This window comes from Leptolyngbya sp. O-77 (assembly GCF_001548395.1).
GTDB lineage: Bacteria > Cyanobacteriota > Cyanobacteriia > Elainellales > Elainellaceae > Thermoleptolyngbya.
The window spans coordinates 3,623,592-3,647,946 of the sequence record NZ_AP017367.1 but is presented as its reverse complement, the minus strand read 5'-3'; the positions used below and the strand labels follow the sequence as shown (position 1 = coordinate 3,647,946).

The following is a 24,355-nucleotide window of genomic DNA, read 5'->3' as shown; positions in this document are numbered from 1 at the left end:
CTGGTTTTTGCCACTGCGTCCCTCATGCTTGAGTCGTTGAGTCGATTACCCCGCATTTTTACGATTGGGCTGATCTTTCCCGTCGTGTTTCTCAACGCCTGGCTGCTGCTGCTGTTTGCCCAATGGCTCCAGCCGCTGATCAGCACTCTGATTGCCGCCACGCTCATTTCTTTCTTGCTCGACTATCCCATCCGCTTTTTGCAGCAGCGCGGGGTGCGGCGGAGCATTGCCGTTGGAGTCGTGTTTCTGCTGTTCCTGATCGTGCTAAGCGTGCTGCTGGTGTTTATCGTGCCGCTGATCTTGCGCCAGTCGAACGAGCTGTTGACGCGCCTGCCGGACTGGCTGAAATCGGGACAGCAGCAGTTGAAATCGCTGGAAGCCTGGGCGATTGAGCAGCAGATTCCGGTAGACCTGAGTACGACGCTGAATCAGCAGATCGAGCGGTTGACGGGCGTGCTGCGATCGCTCACCACACAGGTCATCAGCCTCGTTTTTAGCGCCATCGGCAGCATTGTGAATATCTTCCTGACGGTGGTGTTTACCATCTTTCTGGTGCTGCGGGGCGAACAGCTTTGGGCGGGCATTTTGGGCTGGCTGCCCGCGCCGTGGGGCGATCGCATTCGACAATCGCTGCCGCAAAACTTCGAGCGCTTCATTGTGGGGCAGGCGACGCTAGCCACCATCATGGGCCTGTCGCAAACGGCGGCAATGCTGATTTTGCGAATTCCCCTGGCAGAACTGTTCGGGCTGGGCATCGGTGCGGCCAGCCTGATTCCCTTTGGCGGCAGCACGACGCTGGTCATCGTCAGTTCCCTGCTGGCGCTGCAAAACTTTTGGCTGGGTGTAAAAGTGCTGATCGTCGGCGCGGTGATTATCCAGATTTGCGAAAACCTGATCGGCCCGCGCATTGTGGGCGAATTAACGGGGCTGAACCCGGTGTGGATGCTGATTTCGCTGGATATCGGGCTAAAAGTGGGCGGCGTGTTGGGGTTGCTGGTGGCAGTGCCAATTGCAGGCTTTATCAAGGCAACGGTGGATACGGTTCGCACCAATCGGGGCAACCTGCTGGAGGCGCTGCTGGCTAGCTCGGCTGCGCCAGAAAGTCAGCCCGCAGATGTGGCCCAGTAGCTAGGGGTTAGGGGTTGGGGGTTAGGGGTTGGGGGTTGGGTAAATTCTCGAAGCCACCTGCCTCGGCCAGCGTGTAGAGCGGTCGGCCGCGCACATCTTCGTAGATGCGCCCGATGTATTCGCCCAAGATGCCGATGCAGATGAGCTGCACCGCGCCCAGAAAAAAGACGGCGATCGCAATCGTGGCAAAGCCCGTCAGCCGTGAGTTGGGTTCAAAAAAGCGCCAGTAAACCACCAGCCCCATCATCAGCAGGGCGATCGCCGCTGCCGCCATGCCCATATAGGTCGAGAGCCGCAGGGGAATAATCGAAAACGACACCAGCCCGTTGATCGCCAGCGCCAGCGACTTGCGGAAGGTATACTTCACCTCGCCCGCAAAGCGGGGGTCGCGGTCAAACAGCACCGCCGTCTGCCGAAAGCCCACCCAGGCGCGGAGGCCGCGAATGTAGCGGTTGCGCTCTGGCATTCGGTTCAGCAGGTTCACCACAGCCCGATCCATCAGGCAAAAGTCGCCCGTGTCGGTGGGAATGTCCACGTCCGCCAGGTTTCGCAAAATGCGGTAGAAGCCGTAGGCCAGCCCGCGCTTGAGCAGCCCTTCCTTTTTTCGGCGCGTCCGCTGGGCGTAGACCACCTGATAGCCCTGCTGCCACTGCTCCACCAGTTGCAAGATCAGCTCCGGCGGGTCTTGCAAATCGGCATCCATCGTCACCACCGCCTCGCCCCGCGCAAAGTGCAGCCCCGCTGTCACCGCTGTCTGATGCCCAAAGTTTCGCGCAAAGCTGAGATAGCGAACGCGGGGGTCTTGCTGATGCAGGTCGCGCAGCATGGATAGCGTGCGATCGCCACTGCCGTCATCAATCAGAATTAGCTCTGCGTCTCCATCCAGCGAATCCATCACTGCGCTGACGCGGCGATATAGCTCTGGAATATTCGCCTCCTCGTTGTATACAGGCACCACAATGGAGTATTTGGGGAAATCGCTGGATTGTGACGATCTCAACTGTCCAATCATGGGCGTGACGTGGGTGTGCATAGAGTTGCGAATGGGTCTACGAATAGTTTTGAAATCCAGACTTCACCATCAACTGACCCTGCGAAGAGACAGGTTTCAAGCAACTGTGATGCGGACTTGAAGGAGGTTTGGTTGTTTATTTAACCGTTGAATTGTTTATTGTTTTGTGAATTTGGGGTCTAACGGCGACCCGTGAGGCGATCGCGCAATTGTTTGATCTTGTCGCGCATTTTGGCCGCTTCTTCAAACTCTAGCTTTTTGGCCGCTTCTTTCATTTCGGCTTCTAGCTTCACGATCAGATCAGGAATGTTTTCTAGCGGCAGCTCGTCCGACTGGTCAATGATCTCCTCTAGCTCATGGGCGCTGACGCGGCGCGACACTTCCAGAAATTGCAGAATCGCGTTATTCTGGCGGCGCACAATCGGCTGGGGCGTAATGCCATGCTTTTCGTTGTATTCCATCTGGATCTGGCGGCGGCGCTCGGTTTCTTCGATTGCCTTTGCCATGCTGTCCGTCAGATTGTCGGCGTAGAGAATGGCCTGACCCCGGACGTGTCGCGCTGCCCGGCCGATGGTCTGAATGAGCGATCGCTCTGCCCGCAAAAATCCTTCCTTATCTGCGTCCAAAATCGCCACCAGCGACACTTCTGGCAAGTCCAATCCTTCCCGCAGCAGGTTCACACCAATCAGCGCATCGAATGCACCCTGACGCAAATCTTGCAGGATTTCGATCCGCTCGATGGAATTGATTTCGGAATGCAAATAGCGCACCCGAATACCACGCTCTTGCAAATACTCAGTCAGGTCTTCGGCCATGCGTTTGGTCAGCGTCGTGACCAGCGTGCGCTCGCCTTTTTCCACGCGATCGCGCACTTCGCCCAGCAGGTCATCGATCTGCCCCTCCGTCGGCCGCACGAAGATTTCTGGGTCAAGCACACCCGTCGGGCGGATCACCTGCTCCACCACGCGCCCGGTTCCTCGAACATATACGCTCGATGCATCCTTCCCTTCACCAATCGTTTCAAATACGCCATCCGATACCTGCAACTCCCAGTCGCCCGGTGTGGCTGATACGAAAATGCACTGATTCACTTTTTGCCAGAATTCTTCGTCCTTGAGGGGGCGGTTGTCGGCAGCGCTGGGCAGACGAAACCCGTGTTCGATCAGAACGGTTTTGCGAGCGCGATCGCCGTTATACATGCCCTTCAACTGCGGCAGCGTAACGTGCGATTCGTCAATCACCAGCAGCCAGTCCTTGGGGAAATAGTCGAGCAAACACTCCGGCGGCGACCCGGCCGGGCGACCTGCCAAGTGCCGCGCATAGTTTTCCACGCCGTTGCAATAGCCCACTTCCCGCAGCATTTCCAGGTCATAGCGGGTGCGCTGCTCTAGCCGCTGGGCTTCCAATAACTTATTTTCGCTTTCCAATTCCGCCAGCCGTTCTTTGAGTTCATCCTGAATGGCGATGCAGGCCGCCTCTAGCCGATCCTCCGGCGTGACAAAGTGTTTGGCAGGGTAAATGTTCACCGATTCCATGCTTTGCAGCGTCGCACCCGTGATCGGGTCGATATAGCGAATCGCATCGATTTCGTCACCAAAAAACTCAATCCGAATGATGCGATCTTCATAGGCCGGGCCAATTTCCAGCACATCACCTTTGACCCGGAAGCGGCCACGTCCCACGTCCAGATCATTGCGCTCATACTGCACGGTGGAGAGATCGCGCAAGATCTGCCGCTGATCCGTCTCCATGCCCACGGCAAAGCGAACCGATGCGTTCAAATACTCTGCCGGAATTCCCAATCCGTAAATACAGCTAATGGAGGCCACTACGATCACGTCTTTGCGCTCAAACAGCGATCGCGTCGCAGAGTGGCGCAGCATATCGATTTCTTCGTTGATCGATGCCGTTTTGGCAATGTAGGTATCTGTCACCGGAATGTAGGCTTCCGGCTGGTAATAGTCGTAATAGCTAATGAAATATTCCACCGCATTGTCGGGAAAAAACTCTCGCAGCTCATTGCACAACTGCGCCGCCAGCGTTTTGTTGTGCGCCAGCACCAGCGTCGGCTTGCCCACGTTTTGAATCACGCGGGCGATGCTGTGGGTTTTGCCCGTGCCCGTTGCGCCCAGCAGCGTCTGATAGCGGTGTCCCTGCTGGATGTAGTCCGTCAGTTGGGCGATCGCCCTTGGTTGGTCGCCCTTCGGCTCAAACGGTGCCTGAATGTTAAACGATGACATACCCGTTTTTAGATAGCTTTTAAGTGGCGGAGAACAAGCGGCCTTCTTACATCATGCCGGATTTGCCCCTTTTCGGGGTTGGATGGGAACAATATCCCTGGGCGATCGCTGAGAATAATTACCCATTCAGGGGCCCCTCAAATCCCACCCTCTGGGTTATATTAAAAAGAATTACAGAAGAACAAGCACTGGTTGACAAAAGTGCAGGTTTCCCCATTAGCTCTATTAACCTTAGTTGTGAGTGTGAGGGCAGTTCGGTGACGTTTCAGACTTCTTTGACCACGACCACGGGCGATTCCCAAATTGCCGAGTTCTTCCAGCAATCCGCGGGCGAATGGCGCTCCGAGCGGCGCTACTACACCCTGCCCGACGGCGAAACCAAAGAAATGGTCAGCCAGATTCAAGTCCGTTTTTTGAGCCAGGGCTGCGACGAACTGCGCCACCTCGCCCGCCTGCACGAGCTAGAAGACGACACCTGCCTCACCTGCGGCACCGAAGTTCTGTGGAACAGCGCCGAAGCCGTGTCAGGACGCACCCAGTCCAAAGGCTCCACACTCTTTGGCGCAATGGGAAATCTGCTGTATCGCGATCGCGGCTTTGCCACTACCAAGCCCGTCACCGCGCTCTACTACTTCACCAATCCCCAAACCCTCTGCCTCCGCACCGAATACAAAGGCTCTTCTTTCGAGGAAGAAATTAAGCTGATCGGGCAACTCTATCGCACCCGCCAAACCATCATCACCCGCGAAGGTGAACAGCAGATGATTGGGCAATACCTGGAGAAGCGGATTGTCTAATCAAGTATCCGTGATAGACATTGCTAGGGTTTGGGTTGAAGTCGTCGCGCAAGATGGAGCCGAATAGCGAGAGTTTGCGGATGCAGTGCTGCTGCTTACAAAACTCTGCGAATTTTGCGCGATCGCACGTGATGTGCGCGAGTTTTGCCGCGAGTGCGGGAGAAACAGCAGCGGGAAGCTGCTCGCGGCATAACGCGGCATAACAAGGTGGATGTGGCAAACCTTATCCAATCGCGGGTTGGGAGTTTTGAGTTGCTTTTTCTGACTCCTTCCTCAAACTCTTCTAGCGCCTGAGCTATCGTTAGGAAGAAACACTTCCTGGGAGTCGAAGCGATGGGGCGGACATGGTGGGGGCAGATATGGTGGGTTGGACTGTTTTTGGCGGGGCTGATTTTGGCGCTGAGCCAGGTGCCGGGGCTGGGCAGCCGGGGCGAGTACGAGTCCATCGTGCTGGATTTTCGAGATGATCTGGCGGCGGCAGAGGTAGAGCAGCAGCTAGGGGCGATCGCCCAACAGTTCAGCATCACGCCCCGTCTCAACAGCGCCTTCTCCCAAGCCGAGCAGGTCTACATTTTGCCGGGAGACAAACAGACGCTGCAGGCGCTGCGCCGCTCCGATCTGCGCCGCTACACCGAATCCATCGACCCCAACTATATTTACCGCACGCTCGACGTGCCCAACGACCCGGACTATCCCAAACAGTGGAATCTCCAGGCGATTCAGATGGAGTCAGCCTGGAACGAGAGCAAAGGCGCAGGCATGACCATTGCCGTGATCGACACGGGCATCGCGCCGGTGCCCGATTTGCAGCAGACGAAATTCGTCCCTGGCTACGACTTTGTGAACGACCGAGAAGAGGCGATCGACGACAACGGCCACGGCACCCACGTTGCCGGAACGATCGCCCAATCGACCAACAACAACCTCGGTGTGGCGGGCATTGCCTACGAAGCCAGCCTGATGCCGCTGAAGGTGCTGAGCGCTGAGGGTGGCGGCACTGTCACCGATATTGCCGAGGCGATTCGCTTTGCGGCCGACCACGGAGCCGACGTAATTAACCTCAGCTTGGGCGGCGGCGGCGATGCGAGCGTGATGCGCGATGCCATCGACTATGCCCACAGCAAAGGCGTGGTGATTGTGGCCGCAGCGGGCAACGCCAATACGAATGCTGCCGGATTTCCAGCCCGCTATGGCAACGTGATTGCCGTGTCGGCCGTGGATGCCACCGGAGCGAAAGCACCCTATTCTAACTTTGGCGCGGGCGTGGACATTGCCGCACCGGGCGGCGCGTTTGAGGGCGAAAACGACGCAGGCGGCATCTTGCAGCAGACCATCGATCCGGAGACGGGCGAACCCGCGTTTCGAGCCTTCCAGGGAACCAGCATGGCCGCGCCCCACGTTGCCGCTGTTGCTGCGCTGGTGAAGTCGGTCGGCGTGACAGAGCCAGAGGCGATCGCCCAAATCCTCAAATCCTCCGCCCGCCAGGTCACAGAAGACCCGCTCAACCACTTCGGCGCAGGGCGGCTCGATGCCAACGCCGCCGTCCGCCTGGCCCAGCAAGAAAACCTGGACGTGAAGGACTTCCTGCGCTGGCTGCGCGACAACGGCTATCTCAACCTACGCTTCTGGTTTGACGGCGGCGCGGTGGCTTTCCTACCCAAGCTGGGTATGGTGCTGGGGTCCTATCTGCTGGCGTGGCTGCTGCGGCGCTATGTGCCCGTGCTGAGTTTGTCGCTGGGGCTGGGGCTGGTGGCGGGCAGCAGCGGCTTTTTCCCCTTCCGGGGCTTTTATATTTACGATCTGCCGCAATATCCCTTCCGCCTCCTGGGTAGCTCGATTCCCGAACTGGGCGGCGCGGTATCTGGCAGCGCAGCACTGAACCCCCTATTCGCCAGTGTGCTGATTCCGTTTGGGCTGGTGGCGCTGCTGCTGGGGCATTCCTGGGGCAAGTGGGTGGCCATCGGCGCAACGCTGGGCGTGTCGGCCTGTTTGGGCATTAGCGCGGTGGTCGATCCGCAGGTGGCGGGGCTGGGGGCAGGGGCGATCGCCCGTGGTTTCCTGGCTCTAAATGCGCTGCTCTGCTTTGGTCTGGCAACGCTAGCCGCCAAAGCCGCCGCCCGCGTCTAGGGCGCGTCATCCATTAAGTCCAGAAACTTTAAGGGATCAGCAGGATCGCGCCCGCCCAATCAAACCAGGCTAGGGGCTGAACCTCCCAAGAAACTTCATGTCGAGTAGACAATTGATGACAGCCCCTAGTTTTCAGCCGCCTCCTCCTTTGGAGAGGGACTGACCATACTCCCAGTTGCCAATTTTCTTTCCTCAGATAGACCTTGCCAAACCGAGAGTCTGCGATGCTGTAGAAACCTCAAGCAAACTTGTCGATTTACGAGGGTTCTATGGCGGGGATGAATCAGTTCAAAACTTTGGCGCTGCTGGCGCTGCTCAGCGGCTTGATTGTGCTGGCGGGCTATCTGCTGGTGGGCAACGAGACGGGCCTTTACTACGGGCTGGCGTTTGCGGCGCTGAGCAGCTTTGGCTCCTGGTACTATTCTGACCAGGCGGCACTGGCGGCATTTCAAGCGAAGCCTACGCCACGAGAAGACGCGCCAGAGCTATACGACCGCATTGAAAAACTGTGCGATCGCGCTGAAATCCCCATGCCTTCGGTTTACATCGTACCGTCGGAATCCCCCAATGCCTTCGCCACCGGGCGCGACCCCAACCACGCGGCGATCGCCCTCACCGAAGGCCTCATCAAGCTGCTGCCCCCAGACGAACTGGATGCCGTGATCGCCCACGAACTCACCCACGTCCGCAACCGCGACACGCTGACGCAGGCTGTAGCAGGCACTCTGGCTGGTTCGCTCACCTACCTGGGGCGCATTCTGACGCTGGGCGCATTGTATTTTCCGGTGTCGCGGGCAGGGCGACGCGGCAATAATCCCATTGCGATCTTGTTTCTGCTGATCGTTGGGCCGCTGGCGGCAGGGCTGATTCAAATGGCGATTTCTCGCACGCGGGAGTTTGCTGCCGATGCTGGAGCCGCCGAGATTACGGGCAACCCGCTAGCGCTGGTTCGTGCGCTGGAAGCTCTGGAGGCAACGGGTCAAAAAGTGCCGATTCACGGCAATCCTGCCTTTGCGCCGCTGTTTATTGTGAATCCCTTGTCGCGGGAAGGGCTGATGACGCTGTTTATGACACACCCACCCGTGGAGGAACGGATTAAGCGGCTGAAGGAAATGGCCGCACAAGCCGCGAGTTCAGAGACGAATCCGCCGACCGCGTTGAGTCCGTCGGTGTAGGAAGAGGGAAGAACGAAGAAGGAAGAGGGAAGAACGAAGAACGAAGAGGGAAAGGTGATGGGCAATCCAAAATCACCAATCCAAACTCTAGAATCGACATAAGCCCAGACCCTGGGATCGTTGATGCTGCCTAGATCAGCGCTTCCGCAGGCGAGAACACCCGACGTTCTGCCAGCACATCCTGATAGAGCGCTACAATTTGCTCGGCCTTGTGTTCCCACTCAAACTGGCGGGCATGGGCGATCGCATTTTGCGAGAAGCGCGATCGCAGCGCCTCATCTTCCACGAGCAGTTGAATTTTTTCCGCCAGCGTAGACACGAGATAGTCGCGGGAATGTAGCGCAATAGTGAAACCCGTGTCGGGGGTCATGTATTCCGCGATGCCGCCGTTGTCCGCGACGATGCAGGGCAGCCCCGCCGCCATCGCCTCCAGCACCACCGCCCCACCAAACTCGCGAATCGACGGAAAGCAGAAAATGTCTGCCCGGCTGTAATAGCGATGCGTTTCCTGATGGGGAACCCAGCCTACAAAGTCCACAATTTCTTGTAGCCCCAATCGCTGAGTTAGCCATTGTAAATGCTTACGTTCTGCCCCATCGCCAACAATCGTCAATCGAGTTTTGGATAGGGCAAATGGCTTGATTTTTGCCAGTGCTTCTAACAGAATGTCTGCTCCTTTATAGGGCACTAGCCGACCAACAAAAAGTAGATGAATGCGATCGCCCTTCTCTTGTTTTGCACCCGGCCTAAAGAACTCCGTGGGAATGCCATTTTCGTAAAATAGCTGGAGGCGATCGCCCAAATGAAAGCGCTTTTGCAGCATTCCAAACGTATAAGAAGATCCGGCTAAAACGCGATCTGCTTTTTGATAGGTGTCGCGATATCCCGGCAGCAGCAGCCCCAGTCCCCGCAGGAAGTTGAAGTAAGAGAATTCTTGACGGGCGATCGCCCCAAACCCTTTGGGAAAAGGCACACCGCCATTCACGGGCCCCAAGACAAACGGTGTTTTGCCACAGGCTTGCGCCAGCTTCACCGGATAGCGCGGCATCATCGGCGTAATCGCGTGAACAATGTCGTATTTTCCGCGCCGCACATCCGATTGAAACAGGCGATAAACCCGATGATTAAACTCTTCATATAGCAAGTAGGTCAGCGCATTATAAAGCGGCCAATTCACCCGTTTATTGATAATCGTCAGGCGCTCAACCAGGTGATAATATCGCCGCATCAAACGGCTTTCAGCAATATAGAAAATTTCTTGATCGGGCGCAACTCGCTCCAGCGCATCTCGATTCCGTTCATGCGTGATCAAGGTTGCATTAACCTGTTCACAAATCGTTCTGAAATACTGATAGCCAACGCTGGGCACAGACGGTAAATCAGGATTGCACTGCTCAATCAATAGCAAGACCTTGAGTTGATCCGCTGACATAAGAATGCCCCCCTGATTGAGTTGTTCTAAACATTGCTAACTGCACTGCGAACTGTCTTAGCTATTCGTCAAAACACAGTTATTGGTCAATGAACTGATGGCTAGAGTCATTTAAGAGCGGAATCCAGGCTCGACATAGTAGCGTGCAAAACGTTTCGCAATCTTCCGAAATCTAGTTTTCTACAGGGGCGATCGCCCTAAATCGACTCCAAAGCTTGCTCAGGCGGGCGATCGCGCATTTCTGCCAGCCCCTCTCACTCATCTCTACTTCATGATGTTTCATGAAATCTTTACGAAAAAGCCACCAAGAAAGACCGGGGAATCCCTGAGAATCTAGCCAGAGAAAAGTCTTGGAAGTCTTTCAAAAGACCTGCATCTATCTTCTCCGTCTCTTCAAAGCCGAAGAGTTTTACAGTCCGCCAACCCTGCAACCATCATGACCCTGCTCAAACTCACTACGGCCCAACCAAACCAAGGCTCCCTCGTCCTGTTTCCCCAAACCATCAGCACCGGCACGGGCTTTTCCGTTGGCTTTGACCTCTATGCCTACGGTGGCAGCGGCGGTGATGGCGTTAGCTTTTTTCTGGTAGACGGCAACGCTACACCGACCCAGGCAGGCGGATTTGGCGGATCTCTGGGCTATGCGCCGCGAAACGCCGAGCCAGGCCTGGTGGGCGGCTATCTGGGCATTGGTTTCGATGCGGTGGGCAATTTCTCGACTGCGACGGAAGGGCGGGTGGGCGGTCGGCGGCCGCCGCTGCAAGATTCAGTCGGGGTGCGCGGCAGCGCCGCCAACAGCTATCGCTACCTCACAGGCAGCCGCACGCTCCCCATCAGCCTGGACAATCCCAACGGCACCCGCGCCCAGGCGCGGCGGATTGTGCAGATTGAGCTGTCGCCTGCGGGGCTGCTGTCGGTGTTTGTAGACCTGAATGGCGATCGCGACTTTAACGATGCAGGCGAAGTGGTGGTCGATCGGTTCAACGTGGTGCAGGCGGGCAATGGCCCCGTCCCCACGACGTTCAAAATTGGCTTTGCGGCGGCGACGGGGGTGCTGACCAACAACCACGAAATCGACAACCTCACGATTCTTTCGTTTAATAAGCGGCCGCTGCCGGGATTTTCGGTCGGTGGGGCAAATATTATCGGGGGCGATCGCAACGACGTGCTGACGGGCGGCCGCGGCAACGACACCATCGACGGGCGCGGCGGCAACGACACCCTGCGCGGCGAAGCGGGCAACGACACCTTGCTGGGCGGCACAGGGCGAGACGTGCTGATCGGCAGTCTAGGAGCCGATACGCTAACAGGGGATGCAGGAGCTGATCGCTTTGTGTTTTCGGGACGCAACCGAGCTCAGGCGCTCCGTACATCGTTGCTGCGGGCCCCTGACCGAATAACTGACTTTAACCCAACCGAGAGCGATCGCATTCAGCTTGATTTTGACAATCGGCTGAAAACGCGGGAATTGCCCAGAGCCTTGTTAACGTTTGGCGCAATCGATCAACCCGGCATCACGACGCTGGCTCAGGCCGTCAACGCTGCCTACGCCGATACGCGCCCCAACCAGCCCGGAAATCAGCGGCTTGGGGCCAATCAGGCGCTATTCTTCGAGTTCCAGGGCCAGACCTACCTCTCGGTCAATGACAACCGGGCTGCCTTCCGTCCAAAAAATGACCTACTGGTGGAGGTGACGGGCATTCAGTTTCGTCCAGGGGATGAGCAGCCAGGGGTTCTGTCTGTCAGAAACTATTTTGCATAACGCGGCGTAGTACTTGGATAGATAGCCAGGGTTGTATCGATTCTCGATTTTGGATTTGCGATTTTGGATTGCCAGTCGAGCATCTGCGGGGCTTCCGGCAACTTCCTTCGTAGCGTCACGGAGGGCAATAGATCTGAGGCGGCGGCATCGGGTGATCGGCTCTATGCGTAATTCAATCCATTTTTAGTGAAGACCTATAGGGTGAATCAAGCATCCCATTCACCCCAGAAATTTGCCCCAAGAAATTTACCAAAAGATTCCACAGGAGCAAAGCGCCATATGTCTAACCCGTTCTGCCAAGGTGGGCGCGATGAAACGCCCGCTCCTAGCGACCCGACTGAGGCGGCCTGCGTGGCGATCGCCCACCTGCTGCACGAATGGCTGCAAGAGGACATCATCGATGCCCAGGAATTTATCAGCGCGGTGGGATATCTGCCCGTCAGTCTGGCGGTGTTATTTCCTCCACATTTATTTGATGCAGAGCCGTTTGATGCAGAGCCGTTTGATGCAGAGCCGTTTGATGCAGAGCCGTTTGATGCAGAGCCGTTTGATGCAGATCTGCTAGAGTCCGACGATCCACCCTTCGATAGACCCTAGAAGCCCTCCTTTTTACAGAAGCAAATGCCCAAAAATTCGGTGACAATCCCCTTACGCTGATCGACATCAGCCCTGTTGCCTAAACCTTTGCTTCATGAAGTGGGAGGGTTTCTGTGTTTAATCTGGTCGAAGCGACGGTCAAGCCCTTGATGCTCAATCACCAGGTTTTGGAGGTGGCCTATGAGCTACATTTGCAAGCGGCGGAAGGCAGCCATCCGGTGATTAATCTGCATGAGCTTTCTTGAAAGACGGGCCAGAGTGCCCTGACCTGTCGCAACGCGATTGTGGAAGCTAATCAGTTGGGCCGATTCCCCAACTGCGCGTTGGAATCTTGAGGACTGAGGGGCCAGACGAGGGGGACAGCATATCCCTATCTTGCTTGGATTGGCGAGACTTGTAGACTGGCAAACTTTTAGACGCGCAAACTCTTCGGATTGGCAAACTTTATAGCTCTCGATAAAGCATAATCGCATCAACGCTTGCTCCATTGGGTAGCCGTGCGGCCTGAGGGATGCGACCAATCATGGAAAAGTCGAGCGATCGCCACAGGTTGAGTGATGGCTCGTTGGTGGCAAACACCAGGTTGAACATGACGGCGGTGTAGCCCTGGGTGGGGGCGATCGCCAGCATGGTTTCTGCCATCCAGCGGCCGATCCCCTGTCCTCGCATGGCAGGTTGTACAATGAAGCCAGCATTGCAGATATGACTGCACCAGCCGGGAAAGTTGGGCTTTAGGTAAAAGGCTCCCAAGATTTCCCCTCGCGCAGGCGTAGTAGGCAATGCGCGGTTTGGTAAAGTCTCGGTTGAGGTCTTGTCTAACGATAGATTCTGTGGCAACGGGTCTTTGAGCGACATTTCTTGCGATATCGCTTCGACTAACATCTCTTTGGGTGATGTATCCTGAGATGCAGGCGGCGGTGCATCCCCCACAGCCCGCACCACAAAGGCATCCCGGCTCAGCCAATAGGCCGCAAACTCTGACGGAGAGAGCGGCTGAGCATGGGGATAAGTTAATCCTTCGGTTCCTGATGAGGTCACGAAATAGTTCAGCAGCGCCCGCACGGCTTCGGTTTCTTCTGGGCGCAGGGTATCCAGTTCGGCGATCGCCCCATTGGGCAAGGTTTTGCGAATTGGCAGCTCAAGGGGTGAAGTAAGTTCCAGGTTAGATCGGGTTTCAGGCGGCATTCTCACGTTCTCATCTCAATGTCTTAATGTCTCAATTGATGTTCGGGTTCAGCACTGCTCATTGCATCGTCCTTTGCTCGCATGGCAATCTTACACGGTAGCTGGCTGTTTCAGCCCCAGGTTTCTTCTCTAAGCACGTCAGAATCCGGCGAATCATCGGCGTGGCCCGCAGGCGGGCAATTTTTGATTTGGGGTGAAACCTGGCGACGGGTGGAAACGAATAGCCGCAGAGAGCCAGACCTGGACTGTGAGGTTCTGCCCCATCCCTTTGCGATGTCGCGGGTAGAACTGCTGAATTTGTTGCGATCGCTCCACCAAGCTCGTCGGCTTGCCTGGCCAGTTGCGGAGGTTCCTTTGATAGAACCCGTCCCTGCTGCCAGAGGTCGAGGGCGCAAGCGCACCGCCACGCTAGAGCCATCGCCCGCGATTCCTGAAGCCCGCTGGCAAACCCTGCATTTCTCTTTGCCGACCTACACAACCGAGGTTGAGGGTGAAATCTCTCGACTGCCGCAATATTCTGTCGCGCTGCCTGACGGGGAGGCGGATGAACCTGGGCGATCGCCCTCGCTGGAACTGCACCCCTGGCAGATCGAGGGGCTGCTGCTGTCGCCGCTAGAGGCGTTTCAACTGCTGAATTCGCTGCCTCTATCTACGGTGGGCGACGCGGCGGGCGATGCAGAATCCTTCATCAGCGGGGATTTGCGCTTTTGGTCGCACGTAGCACGATGGAGCCTGGATCTGCTGGCACGGGCCAAGTTTTTGCCAGGACTGCGGTTGCAAGATGGAGCGGCGATCGCCACCTGGCAAGTGCTGCTCGACAGCGAGGTCGATCAGACGCGGCTCCAGCAGTTTTCCCGCCGGATGCCGCCCGCCTGCCGCACCTACCAGCTTCCCCACAGCGCCCCGGATCATGCAGAAGAATCCCCTTTCCCGGCGGCGCGGCTGGTGCTACTGGATTTTCTCAACCGGGTGACGGAGGCACAAATTCGAGCGGCGATCGCCGCTCAGCCCCTCCCTGCTGCACCCCTGCCCAAAGACATTGCCCTGCGAGAATGGCTGCAAGCGCTGGGCGACGAGGAAGGGGCGATCGCCGCCGAGCCTGCCCGCATCGAGCGTCTGCAATCTGCGCTGACCCAGTGGACTGCACCCATCGCTTCAGTGCTGAATCAGCAGGTCGCTGCCTTCCGCACCTGCTTTTATCTGCATCCCCCCACCGCCGGACAAACCGACTGGACGCTGGAATACTTCCTGCAAGCTACCGATGACCCCGAATTTCTCATCAGCGCCCGCACCATCTGGAACAACCCGGTGGATCGCTTGGTCTACCTAGAGCGCACCCATTCCCCCATCCCCAAGAAACACTGCTGGCGGGGCTGGGCCTGGCCTCCCGCCTCTACCCCGTGCTGGAACCCAGCCTGCAAACCTCCCAGCCTCAGTCTTGCCAACTGAATCCCCTGCAAGTCTACGAATTCATTCGCTCGACCGCATGGCGCTTGCAAGACAGCGGCTTTGGCGTGGTGCTGCCGCCCAGCCTGTCGCAAGAGCAGGGCTGGGCCAATCGTCTGGGGCTGAGCGTCCGCGCTGAAGCACCCAAGGGCGGCGCGAGCATGGGGCTAAAGAGCCTGCTGAATTTCAAATGGGAACTGACCATCGGCGGACAGCGCATTTCCAAGGCAGAATTTGATCGGCTGGTGGCGCTGAACACGCCGCTGGTGGAGATCAACGGGGAATGGGTGGAACTGCGTCCGCAAGACATCCGTGCCGCCCAGGACTTTTTCGCCAGCCGCAAAGACCAGATGGCGCTGTCGCTGGAAGATGCGCTCCGCATCAGCACGGGCGACACGCAGACCATCGAAAAGCTGCCCGTCGTCAGCTTTGAAGCATCGGGTGCATTGCAAGACCTGATCAGCACCCTCGCCACGGGCAACGAAAACCTATCGCTAATTCCTACGCCGAAAGGCTTTCAGGGCGAGTTGCGGCCCTACCAGCTTCGCGGCGCGTCGTGGCTGGCATTTTTGGAAAAGTGGGGCTTGGGGGCTTGCCTTGCAGACGACATGGGCCTGGGCAAAACCATTCAGCTCATTGCTCTACTGCTGCACTTGCAGGAAACGGAACAGTTGGAAAAGCCCGTCTTGCTCGTCTGTCCAACTTCTGTGCTGGGCAACTGGGAGCGAGAAGTGAAGCGGTTTGGCCCCAGCCTGCGGGTGTGGGTGCAGCATGGCGACAAGCGGCCGCAGGGCCCAGAGTTTGCCCGCACGGCCAAGCGCTACCATCTGGTGATTACCAGCTATGCTCTGGTTTACCGCGATGAAAAAGACCTGAAGCGCGTCTCCTGGCAGGGTGTCGTGTTGGACGAGGCACAGAATATCAAAAATCCCGAAGCGAAGCAGTCTCAGGCGGTGCGCCAGCTTGAGGCCCAGTTTCGCATTGCCCTGACGGGGACTCCGGTAGAAAACCGCCTGTCAGAACTTTGGTCGATTCTGGATTTCCTCAACCCTGGCTACCTCGGCCCGCGCAACTTCTTTCAGCGGCGGTTTGGCGTGCCGATCGAGCGCTATGGCGACACGGATTCCCTGAAAATATTGCGATCGCTCGTCCAGCCCTTCATCCTGCGCCGCCTCAAAACCGACCGCGACATCATTCAAGACCTGCCCGAAAAGCAGGAAATGACCGTCTTCTGCGGCCTCACCGCCGACCAAGCCGCGATTTACCAGCGCCTGGTCGATCAATCCCTGGAGCAGATCGAATCTGCCGACGGCATTCAGCGCCACGGCATGATCCTGTCGCTGCTCACTCGGTTGAAACAAGTGTGCAACCATCCTGCATTGCTGAAGGCAATCGGGGAAGACGAGCGAAATGATGCTGAACCCTTTGAAATAGACTCACCCGCCGATTTCCTGGCGGGTTCTGGCAAGCTGCAACGGCTGACGGAAATGCTAGAGGAACTGCTGGCGGAGGGCGATCGCACGCTGATCTTTACCCAGTTTGCCGAGTGGGGCAAGCAGCTCCAGGCGTATCTAGAGCAGCAGTTTAAGCGGGAAGTTATCTTTCTCTATGGCGGCAGCTCCAAGAAGCAGCGCGAGGAAATGGTCGATCGCTTCCAGAACGATCCGCAGGGCCCGCGCATCTTCATCCTGTCGCTGAAGGCGGGCGGTGTCGGGCTAAACCTGACCCGCGCCAACCACGTTTTTCACTATGACCGCTGGTGGAACCCCGCCGTGGAAAACCAGGCCACCGACCGCGCCTTCCGCATCGGGCAAACCCGCAACGTCCAGGTTCACAAGTTCGTCTGCACGGGCACGCTGGAAGAACGCATCCACGACCTGATCGAAAGCAAAAAAGCCCTCTCGGAGCAGGTCGTCGGCACGGGCGAAAACTGGCTCACCGAACTCGACACCGACCAACTCCGACAGCTCCTCCTGCTCGATCGCAGCGCCATTATTGACGAGTAGAGTTACGAGTGGGCGATCGCCCTTCCCCACAAACCGCCGCGATCGCCCGCCCATGTTCAGCCACCGGAACCGCCGCCACCAGCCGCACCCGCCCGCTGTCGTCGCGAACCCAGCCCTGAGCCTCGATGAGACGATGAGGCGATGAGGCGATGAGGGGATGAGGGGACGGAGTGTTGGGGTGTTGGAGTGTTGGAGAATTGGAGTCAACCCCTGACCCCTGACCCCTGCTACCTGACCCCTCCTGACCCCCAACCCCTAACCCCTGCCCTGCCCATTCCGCCGCAACAACCTCGCCACCCTGCACATCCCCCGGTGCAGCAGGCAGTCCGCCCCGCCCAGAGACGACGAATTCCCGCTGTGCTAGAGCTGTCGCTGTGCCCGCCGTGCCGCAGCCCCTAGCGATCAGCCGCGATACATCCACAGGTTGCGAGGGCAGCTCGGTCAAACCCTGGCTGGGATCAACCGTCAACCCGTTAATTGTCACTGTGCCGTCTGGGCCGAATCTAGAGTTGACGATAATATCACTGAGATCGGTTGGTGTTGGACGAAAAGTGATGCCAAAAAGTCCCTGGGTTGTTAAATCAACCGTTCCGCCTCGTCCATCTATGGCACTGGCATCGATGTCGCTGTTTTCAGACTCTACGGCTGCAATCACGTCGGCATTAACGAAAATGTTGCCTCCGTTACTACCACCCAGACGTTCGTCGATATCTGCTCTGCTGGTAATTCTGCTGCCATTTCTGAGGACGAGCGATCGCCCTTCTACAAACACATTTCCCCCTTGTCCTTGGGGCACAGAAACAACAGTCGTAATTTTACTTTTCTGATCAAGCAGAATATTGCTTGCTTGCAAACGGACATTACCTGCATTGCCAAAAAGACCGGGCTGGCGGGTGTTTGCAAAGGAAGAGCTGTCGATTTGAGACATCCCGCGAATCACAATCGAGCCTGTTGCCTGCACTACTACATCGCCTGCGCTTCCGCTTCCTCCAGTCTGGGCTGAGAGGCGGCTCTGGTTGTCCAGCGTTAAATCCCCGCCGCTAAAGACTTCAATGTTGCCAAATTGACCATCGCCAGTGAACAAGTCAATGGCAGTGTTGTTGTCAATCTCTAGATAGCGTCCAGCCTGCAAAATGATGCTGCCAGAGTTCCCCCTGCCATCAACTTCACTGCGGAGTTGCGTTGAGTTGCGAAGTAGTAGGGTATCGCTAGCTTGAATTCGCAGCGTTCCGGCGTTCCCTTCGATTTGTGTGTTGAAGGAAACGTAAGTGCTTGACAGGGTAATGTTTGGCGCTGAGAGTGTGATGTCTCCAGAGTTTCCGTTTGTGGCATCTGTTGCAATGGCAGAAATATTTTGCAGATCAATCCGCTCGCTGGCAATCAGCGAGATTTCACCTGCATCGACTCCGCTGCTGCCTGCTAAAAACTGTGCATTTTGAGCAGTAAATCGACGGGCAGCGATCGCAATTCCTCCTGGTTCCTCAATCGCTGGATTTAACACCGTGGTCACAATTTGCCCATCATTCACCACGCGGACATCGGCCAGGCTGGCATCAGGACTCCATTGCAGGCGCGGCCTCGCAGAAAACGACTGTCCCGCCCGCTGCCACTGCAAGCCGACCCGCCCTGGCAGTCTCAGCCCGCCTAGCTCAACGGCTCCCCCTAGCGTGCTGAGACTGCCGCCGTCTAATGTAACTTCTCCTCCTGCCAGCAGCAGGCTTTGTGCATCTCCAACCTGCAAGCCTGTGAAACTGAAAAAGAGCGGATCTTCAAGACTTCTGGGATGGCGACTATAGACCTCGATAGGCGCAGGCGCAATCTGCCGATACAGCAGCGCTGAAGGATTAATCGTCAAAGACGCGGGCACTTCTGTCGGTAGCGCGCTGAACACGCCCTGATCACCAAATGCGATCGCATCTGCCGTCGTGCCTACAAACGACCCGGCTATGTTTAGCCGCGCATTGCGCCCAAACAAAATGCCGTTGGGATTCATCAAAATCAGGTTGGCATTTCCCCACAACCCCCAGCGTGCCCGCGAATCTCTGAGCGGCGATCGCCCGTCACGCGAGTCAAAATCGTCCGCACCCCTGCATTGGGCACGAAGAACACGCTGCCGCCCCGCTCGACATCCAGCCGCTGCAAGCTGTGAAATAAGTTGCGCCCCCGCTGTGCCCCGCCGTGAATCTGAAAATTCATCCCAGACACAGACTCGACCCGTGAAGAGTCTGCGCCCAAACTGTTGTCGGCGATGGGGCGACCGAAAGCGCGATCGCCCAGCGCCCATCCCAACAAGACAAGGGCGATCGCGCTGCTTAGAGACTTGCGACTCAAAAACCAGCGCACTTTCCAGAAGGGCACAGTCTGCTTCACCGGTTTTTCCCTTATTGCTTGTTTAGAACCAACCGCCACAAACGCTTTTACTGCGGAATGGTTTCTTCTGGCGGCTTTTGATCGGTGTCATCATCTTCATCGTCATCTGACGGCACAAACAGCCGATTGCCAGGGTCAATAATCAGGCGAATCAGGCTGCCAGCAGCTTTAGAAAGTGTGATTGACAGACCAACGACCAGATCAAACAGGAAAAAGACAGGACGCAACAAGTAAAGAACAGGGCCCGGAGCAGAAAACGGCACAACCTGTTGTACATCATATTCCACACGTGGCTTAATTCTATTTCCTGCTGTTGAAGGATTCACTGGATTAAACCGCGCCACCTTTTTCCCTATATCTGCATAAGAAACAGTGTTACGACTGACAAAAAGACGAACCCCTTGAGATGACTCTAAGTAGAGGTTTCCAGTAAAGTCAGTAGAAGGGATCATTCCTTCATGCTGTGAAACTAATGCCTGCCAATTTTGGGTAAATTCTACTGAGCTACCCAGGTAGTCTGTTCGGAGTACTGCACGAAGTTCCAAGGTCTCGCTACTTGATAGGCCCTTGCACTTGACTCGAGTCAATCTCAAGATTTTCATAATCCGCTCTACCGTATTTAAGATTTAGAAGTTTGCCAGTCTCAGACGTTCGATATGCTTCTTTTTCTACTGAATGACGTATCTTAGTTTCGGAACAATGCCGGCGCTTGCCGTAGATGGGTTAACTGGAACAAATGAAGTCTGCCCTGCCCCAGAGTCATTTGCCGAAATATCTTCACTGCTTTCAAACAAAGGCTGATTTTCGGGCGATCGCAAATAGATCTTGCCATTAAATTCATCCGGCATCTCTCTAAACGGTTGCGGGTCAGGAATTTCCTCCGGATCACCCCACCGCTTCCAGGTTTTCGTTACATCGACAGGGTTTCCTACAGGTCGCCTGCGAAATCGAGGAACCAGTTTTTTAATTTCCCCATCTGCCAAACCATCACATTTAATTTCAGTCAGTATCAACTTCTTCACAACTCTAGCCTCATTGGAAAAGATTGAATGGAATGAGTTGATTACGTAACCAACCATTTTTATCCTCGGCTAGATTTCAGATTTAGGCAGGGCCCCTTCCGGGTACTTCTGCAAAAACGGATGTCTTACAACTGGTGCCTACTCAACAAAAAATCCTGACTTGAATACCGTTACTTAAAAACGATTTGCAATTAACTTTCAGCAACGGCTCTATCTCTGATACTTTTTGGATCTCAATACGTGTGGAAAAATATATTGGACGAGATTATTTGACTTGTCTATTGTGTAATCAGGGAGAATATTAACCACAGAGAACACAGCCATGAGCCGAGGAACGTTATTCGACAAGGTTTGGGACTTGCATACGGTGGGGACGCTGCCGTCGGGACAGACGCAGCTCTTCATCGGGCTGCACCTGATCCATGAAGTGACCAGCCCGCAAGCGTTTGCCATGTTGCGAGAGCGCGGGCTAAAGGTGCTGTTTCCTGAGCGCACGGTGGCGACAGTCGATCACATCGTGCCGACGGAAAACCAGGCACGCCCCTTCGTCGATCCGCTGGCGGAGGAGATGATGCTGGAGCTGGAGCGCAACGCCAAAGACAACGGCATTCGGTTCTATAACATTGGCTCCGGCAGCCAGGGCATCGTTCACGTCATCGCGCCGGAGCAGGGCTTGACCCAGCCGGGCATGACGATCGCCTGCGGAGACAGCCACACCTCGACGCATGGCGCATTTGGGGCGATCGCCTTTGGCATTGGCACCAGCCAGGTGCGCGACGTGCTGGCATCCCAAACGCTGGCGCTGGCAAAGCTGAAGGTCCGCAAAGTGGAAGTCAACGGCCCGCTGAAACCGGGGGTTTACGCCAAGGATGTGATTCTGCACATTATTCGCAAGCTGGGCGTGAAGGGCGGCGTGGGCTACGCCTACGAGTTTGCGGGCACCACCTTCGAGCAGATGAGCATGGAAGAACGGATGACCGTCTGCAATATGTCCATCGAGGGCGGCGCACGCTGCGGCTATGTGAACCCAGACGCGACCACGTTTGAATATCTGAAAGGACGCGACTTTGCTCCCAAAGGCGACGAGTGGGATAAGGCCGTGGCCTGGTGGACGAGCCTCCGCAGCGACGCCAATGCTGAATACGACGACGTAGTAGTGTTCGATGCGGCAGAGATTGAGCCGACAGTAACGTGGGGCATCACGCCGGGGCAGGGCATTGGTGTGAACGAGTGCATCCCCGCGCCAGACTCTTTGCCGGAAGAAGACCGGGCGATCGCCCAGGAAGCTTACACCTACATGGATCTGGCTCCTGGCACACCGATTGCGGGCACTAAGGTAGACGTGTGCTTCATCGGAAGCTGCACCAACGGCCGCATCAGCGATCTGCGCGAAGCCGCCAAGGTCGCCAAGGGTCGCCACGTTGCCGAAGGCATCAAAGCCTTTGTGGTGCCCGGTTCCGAACGGGTGAAGCAGGAGGCCGAAGCCGAAGGTCTGGACAAAATCTTTGAAGCGGCGGGATTTGAGTGGCGCAATGCGGGCTGCTCGATGTGTCTGGCAATGAACCCCGACAAGCTGGTGGGTCGGCAGATCAGCGCTTCCTCTTCTAACCGCAACTTCAAGGGGCGGCAGGGTTCCTCCTCCGGGCGGACGCTGCTGATGAGTCCGGCGATGGTGGCGGCGGCGGCGGTGACGGGTCACGTAACGGACGTTCGCACGCTGTTGTAGGACTAAGTTGTAGGAGGCTAAGATGACCAATCGCGAGAAGCTGGCGCAAGAGGTCGAGACGCTGCCCGACTCGATGGTGGAAACGGTGCTTGAGTTTGTGCGATCGCTCAAGCAAAACGAACTGCCGGAAGGGGTCAATCCCAGAGTTTGGGAAGCCTATCTCGCCTCCAAGCGGGAGCGGGAGGAGGTTTATCGTCGCCTTGCAAACTCCTGAATTTCTCTCAATTGCAGACGTGCTAGTTATTCATGCTGACCAGATCGATAGCTTTGGCGGCAGCCCTGGTGTGCGCGATCAGGGATTACTGGAATCGGCTCTGGCACAGCCCCAGGCGACCTTCGGCGGCGAGTTTTTGCACGCCACGATCGCCCAACAAGCCGCTGCCTACTTGTATCATCTGGCGATGAATCACCCGTTCATCGACGGCAACAAGCGCACTGCCTTCGCGGCGATGGATGCGTTTTTGCGGCTGAATGGGGTTCTGCTCGGCTTCGCCGACGACGAGGCCTACCAACTGGTAATTCGCGTGGTGGAAGGAGCGCCAAACAAAGACGAGTTAGCAGATATTCTGCAAGCAGCCCTACAGGAGTAGTGAACGTGCCGAAGACGGTTTTGATTACGGGTGCCTCGACGGGCATCGGCTACGCAACGGCGCAACTGTTTCAGCGGCAGGGCTGGAACGTGGCGGCAACGATGCGATCGCCCGATGGCTGCGACCTGGCAGCGCTGGATCGCGTCATTTGTCCGCCGCTGGACGTGACGAGCCAGGAATCGATTGCGGGGGCGATCGCCACCACGCTGTCCCAGTTTGGGCAGATCGATGTCGTGGTGAACAATGCAGGCTACGGGCTGATTGGCCCCTTTGAAGCCTGCACCCCAGAGCAGATCCAGCAGCAGTTCGCGGTGAATGTGTTTGGGCTGATGGATGTGACCCGCGCGGTGCTGCCTCATTTTCGGGAGCGGCGATCGGGCGTGTTGGTAAATGTTGCCTCGATCGCGGGGCAGATGGCGCTGCCGATCTACAGCCTTTATCACGCCAGCAAGTGGGCGGTGGAAGGATTTTCGGACTCGCTGCGCTATGAGCTAGAGCCGTTCAACATCCGGGTCAAAATCATCGAGCCGGGGCCAATCAAGACGGACTTTTTCTCGCGATCGCTCGTTGTGGCAAAGCAGGAAGGGCTGACGGCTTACGATCCCTTCGTCGCCAGCGTCTTGCCCCAGCTCGAAAACGTGGGCGATACCGCCTCGCCGCCCGAAGTCACTGCCCAGGTGATTTACACTGCTGCCACCGATGGCAGTTCTCGCCTGCGCTATCCCGCCGGGGGCAATGCGTCCTTTTTGCTGGCACTGCGAAAGCTCCTCCCCGATGGGCTATTTACCCAGTTCATCAAGGCCGGCATGATCAAGGAGGTGAAGTAGGGATTGGGCGTTAGGGGTGGGGTGGGTTGAGGCGCGATCGCAGTCTGGCTAGTTCTGCTTCGGCTGCATCGGCCCGCTGTTTTTCTGCCTCAGCTCGCTGTTTTTCTGCCTCAGCCCGTTGAGCTTCTTGCTCTGCGCGCTGGCGTTCTAGCTCGGCTTTCTCAAAGCTCCACAGCAACAGATTGCCGTCCGAATCCCACCAGCGCAGCCAGTGGATCGTAGAACCCAGTCGGGGGCCATACCAAATGCCCAGAAACAGGGATAGCTCAGGAATCCAGAAGCGCCCCTCGGCACTTGGCTCCTGAAGTTGGTATGCTCCGTCCCTGAAATGCCGTACCTCTAGCGTTTGGCTGTAGGGATCAAACGTGACGTAGGTGGGAACCTGGAGGATTTGCTCATAGAAGAACAGTTTGCCATAGGGAAACACGGGGCGAATGGAATACTCGCCCAGTTCCTCATCCGACAAAAACTCCATGACGATCGCCACCGGATCGCCTTGGAGGATGGGAGTATAGCTGCGGCGCACGCCTTCACCCGTCCAGGGCAACACACGGGGCACGTATAGCCAGTCTGGCGCTTTCACCACGACCTTCTGGTTCACAGTCGCCACCAGCCCAAAGTTCGAGGCGATCAGCATCTCTGGCTGAATCAGTCCCGCCTCGCCCAGCGCATCGGTGAGGGCAGCGGCCAGCAGCGGTTGTTGAATATTTTCCACAGGATCATCGGGCAGGCGATAGTCATCGGGGAGCGCTTCCCAGGTGACTTTGAGCGATTGGGTCGGGCGCGGCGCATTCAGAACCATGAGCTTTTGCGGGCTAAACTCGCGGGTGAAAGGGGCAATTTATCGGGACATTCATTTAGACATTCATCAGTACATCCATCATAGGCGAGTCGGTTTTTGAGTTTTGTTGTT

Annotated in this window: 22 protein-coding genes; 13 read left to right on the top strand and 9 right to left on the bottom strand. The window is 56.7% G+C overall.

What is annotated here, in order from left to right:
• The first annotated feature begins 36 nt into the window (after positions 1-36).
• The gene (locus O77CONTIG1_RS15475; RefSeq protein ID WP_225894594.1) at positions 37-1,128 is read left to right on the top strand and encodes an AI-2E family transporter; all 1,092 of its coding nucleotides are present in this window, start codon (positions 37-39) and stop codon (positions 1,126-1,128) included.
• A gap of 7 nt (positions 1,129-1,135) precedes the next feature.
• Here the strand turns inward: O77CONTIG1_RS15475 and O77CONTIG1_RS15470 are convergent, their stop codons facing one another.
• Complete coding sequence (locus O77CONTIG1_RS15470; RefSeq protein WP_197673205.1) at positions 1,136-2,161, bottom strand: glycosyltransferase family 2 protein; 1,026 nt, start codon at positions 2,159-2,161, stop codon at positions 1,136-1,138.
• A 158-nt stretch (positions 2,162-2,319) separates the two neighbouring features.
• A complete protein-coding gene (gene uvrB, locus O77CONTIG1_RS15465) occupies positions 2,320-4,380 on the bottom strand; it encodes an excinuclease ABC subunit UvrB (RefSeq protein ID WP_068512205.1) in 2,061 nt (686 codons plus the stop codon).
• A 257-nt stretch (positions 4,381-4,637) separates the two neighbouring features.
• Here uvrB and O77CONTIG1_RS15460 point away from each other — a divergent pair, with 257 nt between their 5' ends.
• The 3 genes from O77CONTIG1_RS15460 to O77CONTIG1_RS15450 all read left to right on the top strand — a co-directional run bounded on the left by O77CONTIG1_RS15460 (position 4,638) and on the right by O77CONTIG1_RS15450 (position 8,479).
• Positions 4,638-5,177 carry a phycobiliprotein lyase gene (locus tag O77CONTIG1_RS15460; RefSeq protein WP_068512202.1) on the top strand — a complete coding sequence of 180 codons (540 nt, stop codon included), beginning with the start codon at positions 4,638-4,640 and terminating at the stop codon, positions 5,175-5,177.
• Positions 5,178-5,510: 333 nt separating this feature from the next.
• A complete protein-coding gene (locus O77CONTIG1_RS15455) occupies positions 5,511-7,304 on the top strand; it encodes a DUF5942 domain-containing protein (protein ID WP_068512199.1) in 1,794 nt (597 codons plus the stop codon).
• 278 nt (positions 7,305-7,582) lie between these two features.
• Complete coding sequence (locus O77CONTIG1_RS15450) at positions 7,583-8,479, top strand: M48 family metalloprotease (RefSeq protein ID WP_286132350.1); 897 nt, start codon at positions 7,583-7,585, stop codon at positions 8,477-8,479.
• 130 nt (positions 8,480-8,609) lie between these two features.
• On the opposite strand, the gene O77CONTIG1_RS15445 is transcribed toward O77CONTIG1_RS15450, so the two are convergent.
• Complete coding sequence (locus O77CONTIG1_RS15445) at positions 8,610-9,911, bottom strand: glycosyltransferase family 4 protein (protein ID WP_068512193.1); 1,302 nt, start codon at positions 9,909-9,911, stop codon at positions 8,610-8,612.
• 436 nt (positions 9,912-10,347) lie between these two features.
• Here O77CONTIG1_RS15445 and O77CONTIG1_RS26260 point away from each other — a divergent pair, with 436 nt between their 5' ends.
• From O77CONTIG1_RS26260 to O77CONTIG1_RS27045, 3 genes are all read left to right on the top strand, one after another.
• Positions 10,348-11,673, top strand: a complete 1,326-nt coding sequence (locus tag O77CONTIG1_RS26260) for a bluetail domain-containing putative surface protein (protein ID WP_068512190.1) — start codon at positions 10,348-10,350, stop codon at positions 11,671-11,673.
• 279 nt (positions 11,674-11,952) lie between these two features.
• Positions 11,953-12,270, top strand: coding sequence for a hypothetical protein (locus O77CONTIG1_RS15435; RefSeq protein WP_068512187.1), 318 nt, complete (start codon positions 11,953-11,955; stop codon positions 12,268-12,270).
• Between the two features lie 113 nt (positions 12,271-12,383).
• Positions 12,384-12,515: a hypothetical protein gene (locus O77CONTIG1_RS27045; RefSeq protein WP_286132349.1), complete on the top strand. Its 132-nt coding sequence runs from the start codon at positions 12,384-12,386 to the stop codon at positions 12,513-12,515.
• A gap of 199 nt (positions 12,516-12,714) precedes the next feature.
• Here the strand turns inward: O77CONTIG1_RS27045 and O77CONTIG1_RS28035 are convergent, their stop codons facing one another.
• Positions 12,715-13,455, bottom strand: a complete 741-nt coding sequence (locus O77CONTIG1_RS28035; protein WP_068512184.1) for a GNAT family N-acetyltransferase — start codon at positions 13,453-13,455, stop codon at positions 12,715-12,717.
• 81 nt (positions 13,456-13,536) lie between these two features.
• Here O77CONTIG1_RS28035 and O77CONTIG1_RS28030 point away from each other — a divergent pair, with 81 nt between their 5' ends.
• Together O77CONTIG1_RS28030 and O77CONTIG1_RS28025 are read left to right on the top strand one after the other, a co-directional pair.
• Positions 13,537-14,904, top strand: a complete 1,368-nt coding sequence (locus O77CONTIG1_RS28030) for a hypothetical protein (protein ID WP_286132347.1) — start codon at positions 13,537-13,539, stop codon at positions 14,902-14,904.
• Positions 14,856-16,907, top strand: coding sequence for a DEAD/DEAH box helicase (locus O77CONTIG1_RS28025; RefSeq protein ID WP_286132346.1), 2,052 nt, complete (start codon positions 14,856-14,858; stop codon positions 16,905-16,907). Before O77CONTIG1_RS28030 ends, O77CONTIG1_RS28025 begins: the two co-directional genes overlap by 49 nt.
• On the opposite strand, the gene O77CONTIG1_RS15415 is transcribed toward O77CONTIG1_RS28025, so the two are convergent.
• From O77CONTIG1_RS15415 to O77CONTIG1_RS15400, 4 genes are all read right to left on the bottom strand, one after another.
• The gene (locus O77CONTIG1_RS15415) at positions 16,894-18,900 is read right to left on the bottom strand and encodes a hypothetical protein (RefSeq protein ID WP_156435316.1); all 2,007 of its coding nucleotides are present in this window, start codon (positions 18,898-18,900) and stop codon (positions 16,894-16,896) included. The genes O77CONTIG1_RS28025 and O77CONTIG1_RS15415 overlap by 14 nt on opposite strands.
• A gap of 5 nt (positions 18,901-18,905) precedes the next feature.
• Entirely contained in the window at positions 18,906-19,277 is a 372-nt protein-coding gene (locus tag O77CONTIG1_RS27025) for a hypothetical protein (RefSeq protein ID WP_068512179.1), read from the bottom strand.
• A 47-nt stretch (positions 19,278-19,324) separates the two neighbouring features.
• Entirely contained in the window at positions 19,325-19,822 is a 498-nt protein-coding gene (locus O77CONTIG1_RS24675) for a hypothetical protein (RefSeq protein ID WP_156435314.1), read from the bottom strand.
• Between the two features lie 123 nt (positions 19,823-19,945).
• Entirely contained in the window at positions 19,946-20,299 is a 354-nt protein-coding gene (locus O77CONTIG1_RS15400) for a hypothetical protein (protein ID WP_172799707.1), read from the bottom strand.
• A 322-nt stretch (positions 20,300-20,621) separates the two neighbouring features.
• Here O77CONTIG1_RS15400 and leuC point away from each other — a divergent pair, with 322 nt between their 5' ends.
• From leuC to O77CONTIG1_RS15380, 4 genes are read left to right on the top strand one after another with little or no spacing between them, the layout of a single operon-like run.
• Positions 20,622-22,025 carry a 3-isopropylmalate dehydratase large subunit gene (leuC, locus tag O77CONTIG1_RS15395; protein ID WP_068512168.1) on the top strand — a complete coding sequence of 468 codons (1,404 nt, stop codon included), beginning with the start codon at positions 20,622-20,624 and terminating at the stop codon, positions 22,023-22,025.
• Between the two features lie 22 nt (positions 22,026-22,047).
• Complete coding sequence (locus O77CONTIG1_RS15390; protein WP_068512165.1) at positions 22,048-22,239, top strand: hypothetical protein; 192 nt, start codon at positions 22,048-22,050, stop codon at positions 22,237-22,239.
• Positions 22,226-22,615 (top strand): type II toxin-antitoxin system death-on-curing family toxin, encoded by a 390-nt coding sequence (locus tag O77CONTIG1_RS15385; RefSeq protein WP_068512163.1) that lies wholly within the window; start codon positions 22,226-22,228, stop codon positions 22,613-22,615. The genes O77CONTIG1_RS15390 and O77CONTIG1_RS15385 overlap by 14 nt, the downstream gene beginning before the upstream one ends.
• Positions 22,616-22,620: 5 nt before the next feature.
• Positions 22,621-23,442 carry an SDR family oxidoreductase gene (locus tag O77CONTIG1_RS15380; RefSeq protein ID WP_068516665.1) on the top strand — a complete coding sequence of 274 codons (822 nt, stop codon included), beginning with the start codon at positions 22,621-22,623 and terminating at the stop codon, positions 23,440-23,442.
• Between the two features lie 10 nt (positions 23,443-23,452).
• On the opposite strand, the gene O77CONTIG1_RS15375 is transcribed toward O77CONTIG1_RS15380, so the two are convergent.
• Positions 23,453-24,244 (bottom strand): Uma2 family endonuclease, encoded by a 792-nt coding sequence (locus O77CONTIG1_RS15375; RefSeq protein WP_068512160.1) that lies wholly within the window; start codon positions 24,242-24,244, stop codon positions 23,453-23,455.
• Positions 24,245-24,355: the final 111 nt, after the last annotated feature.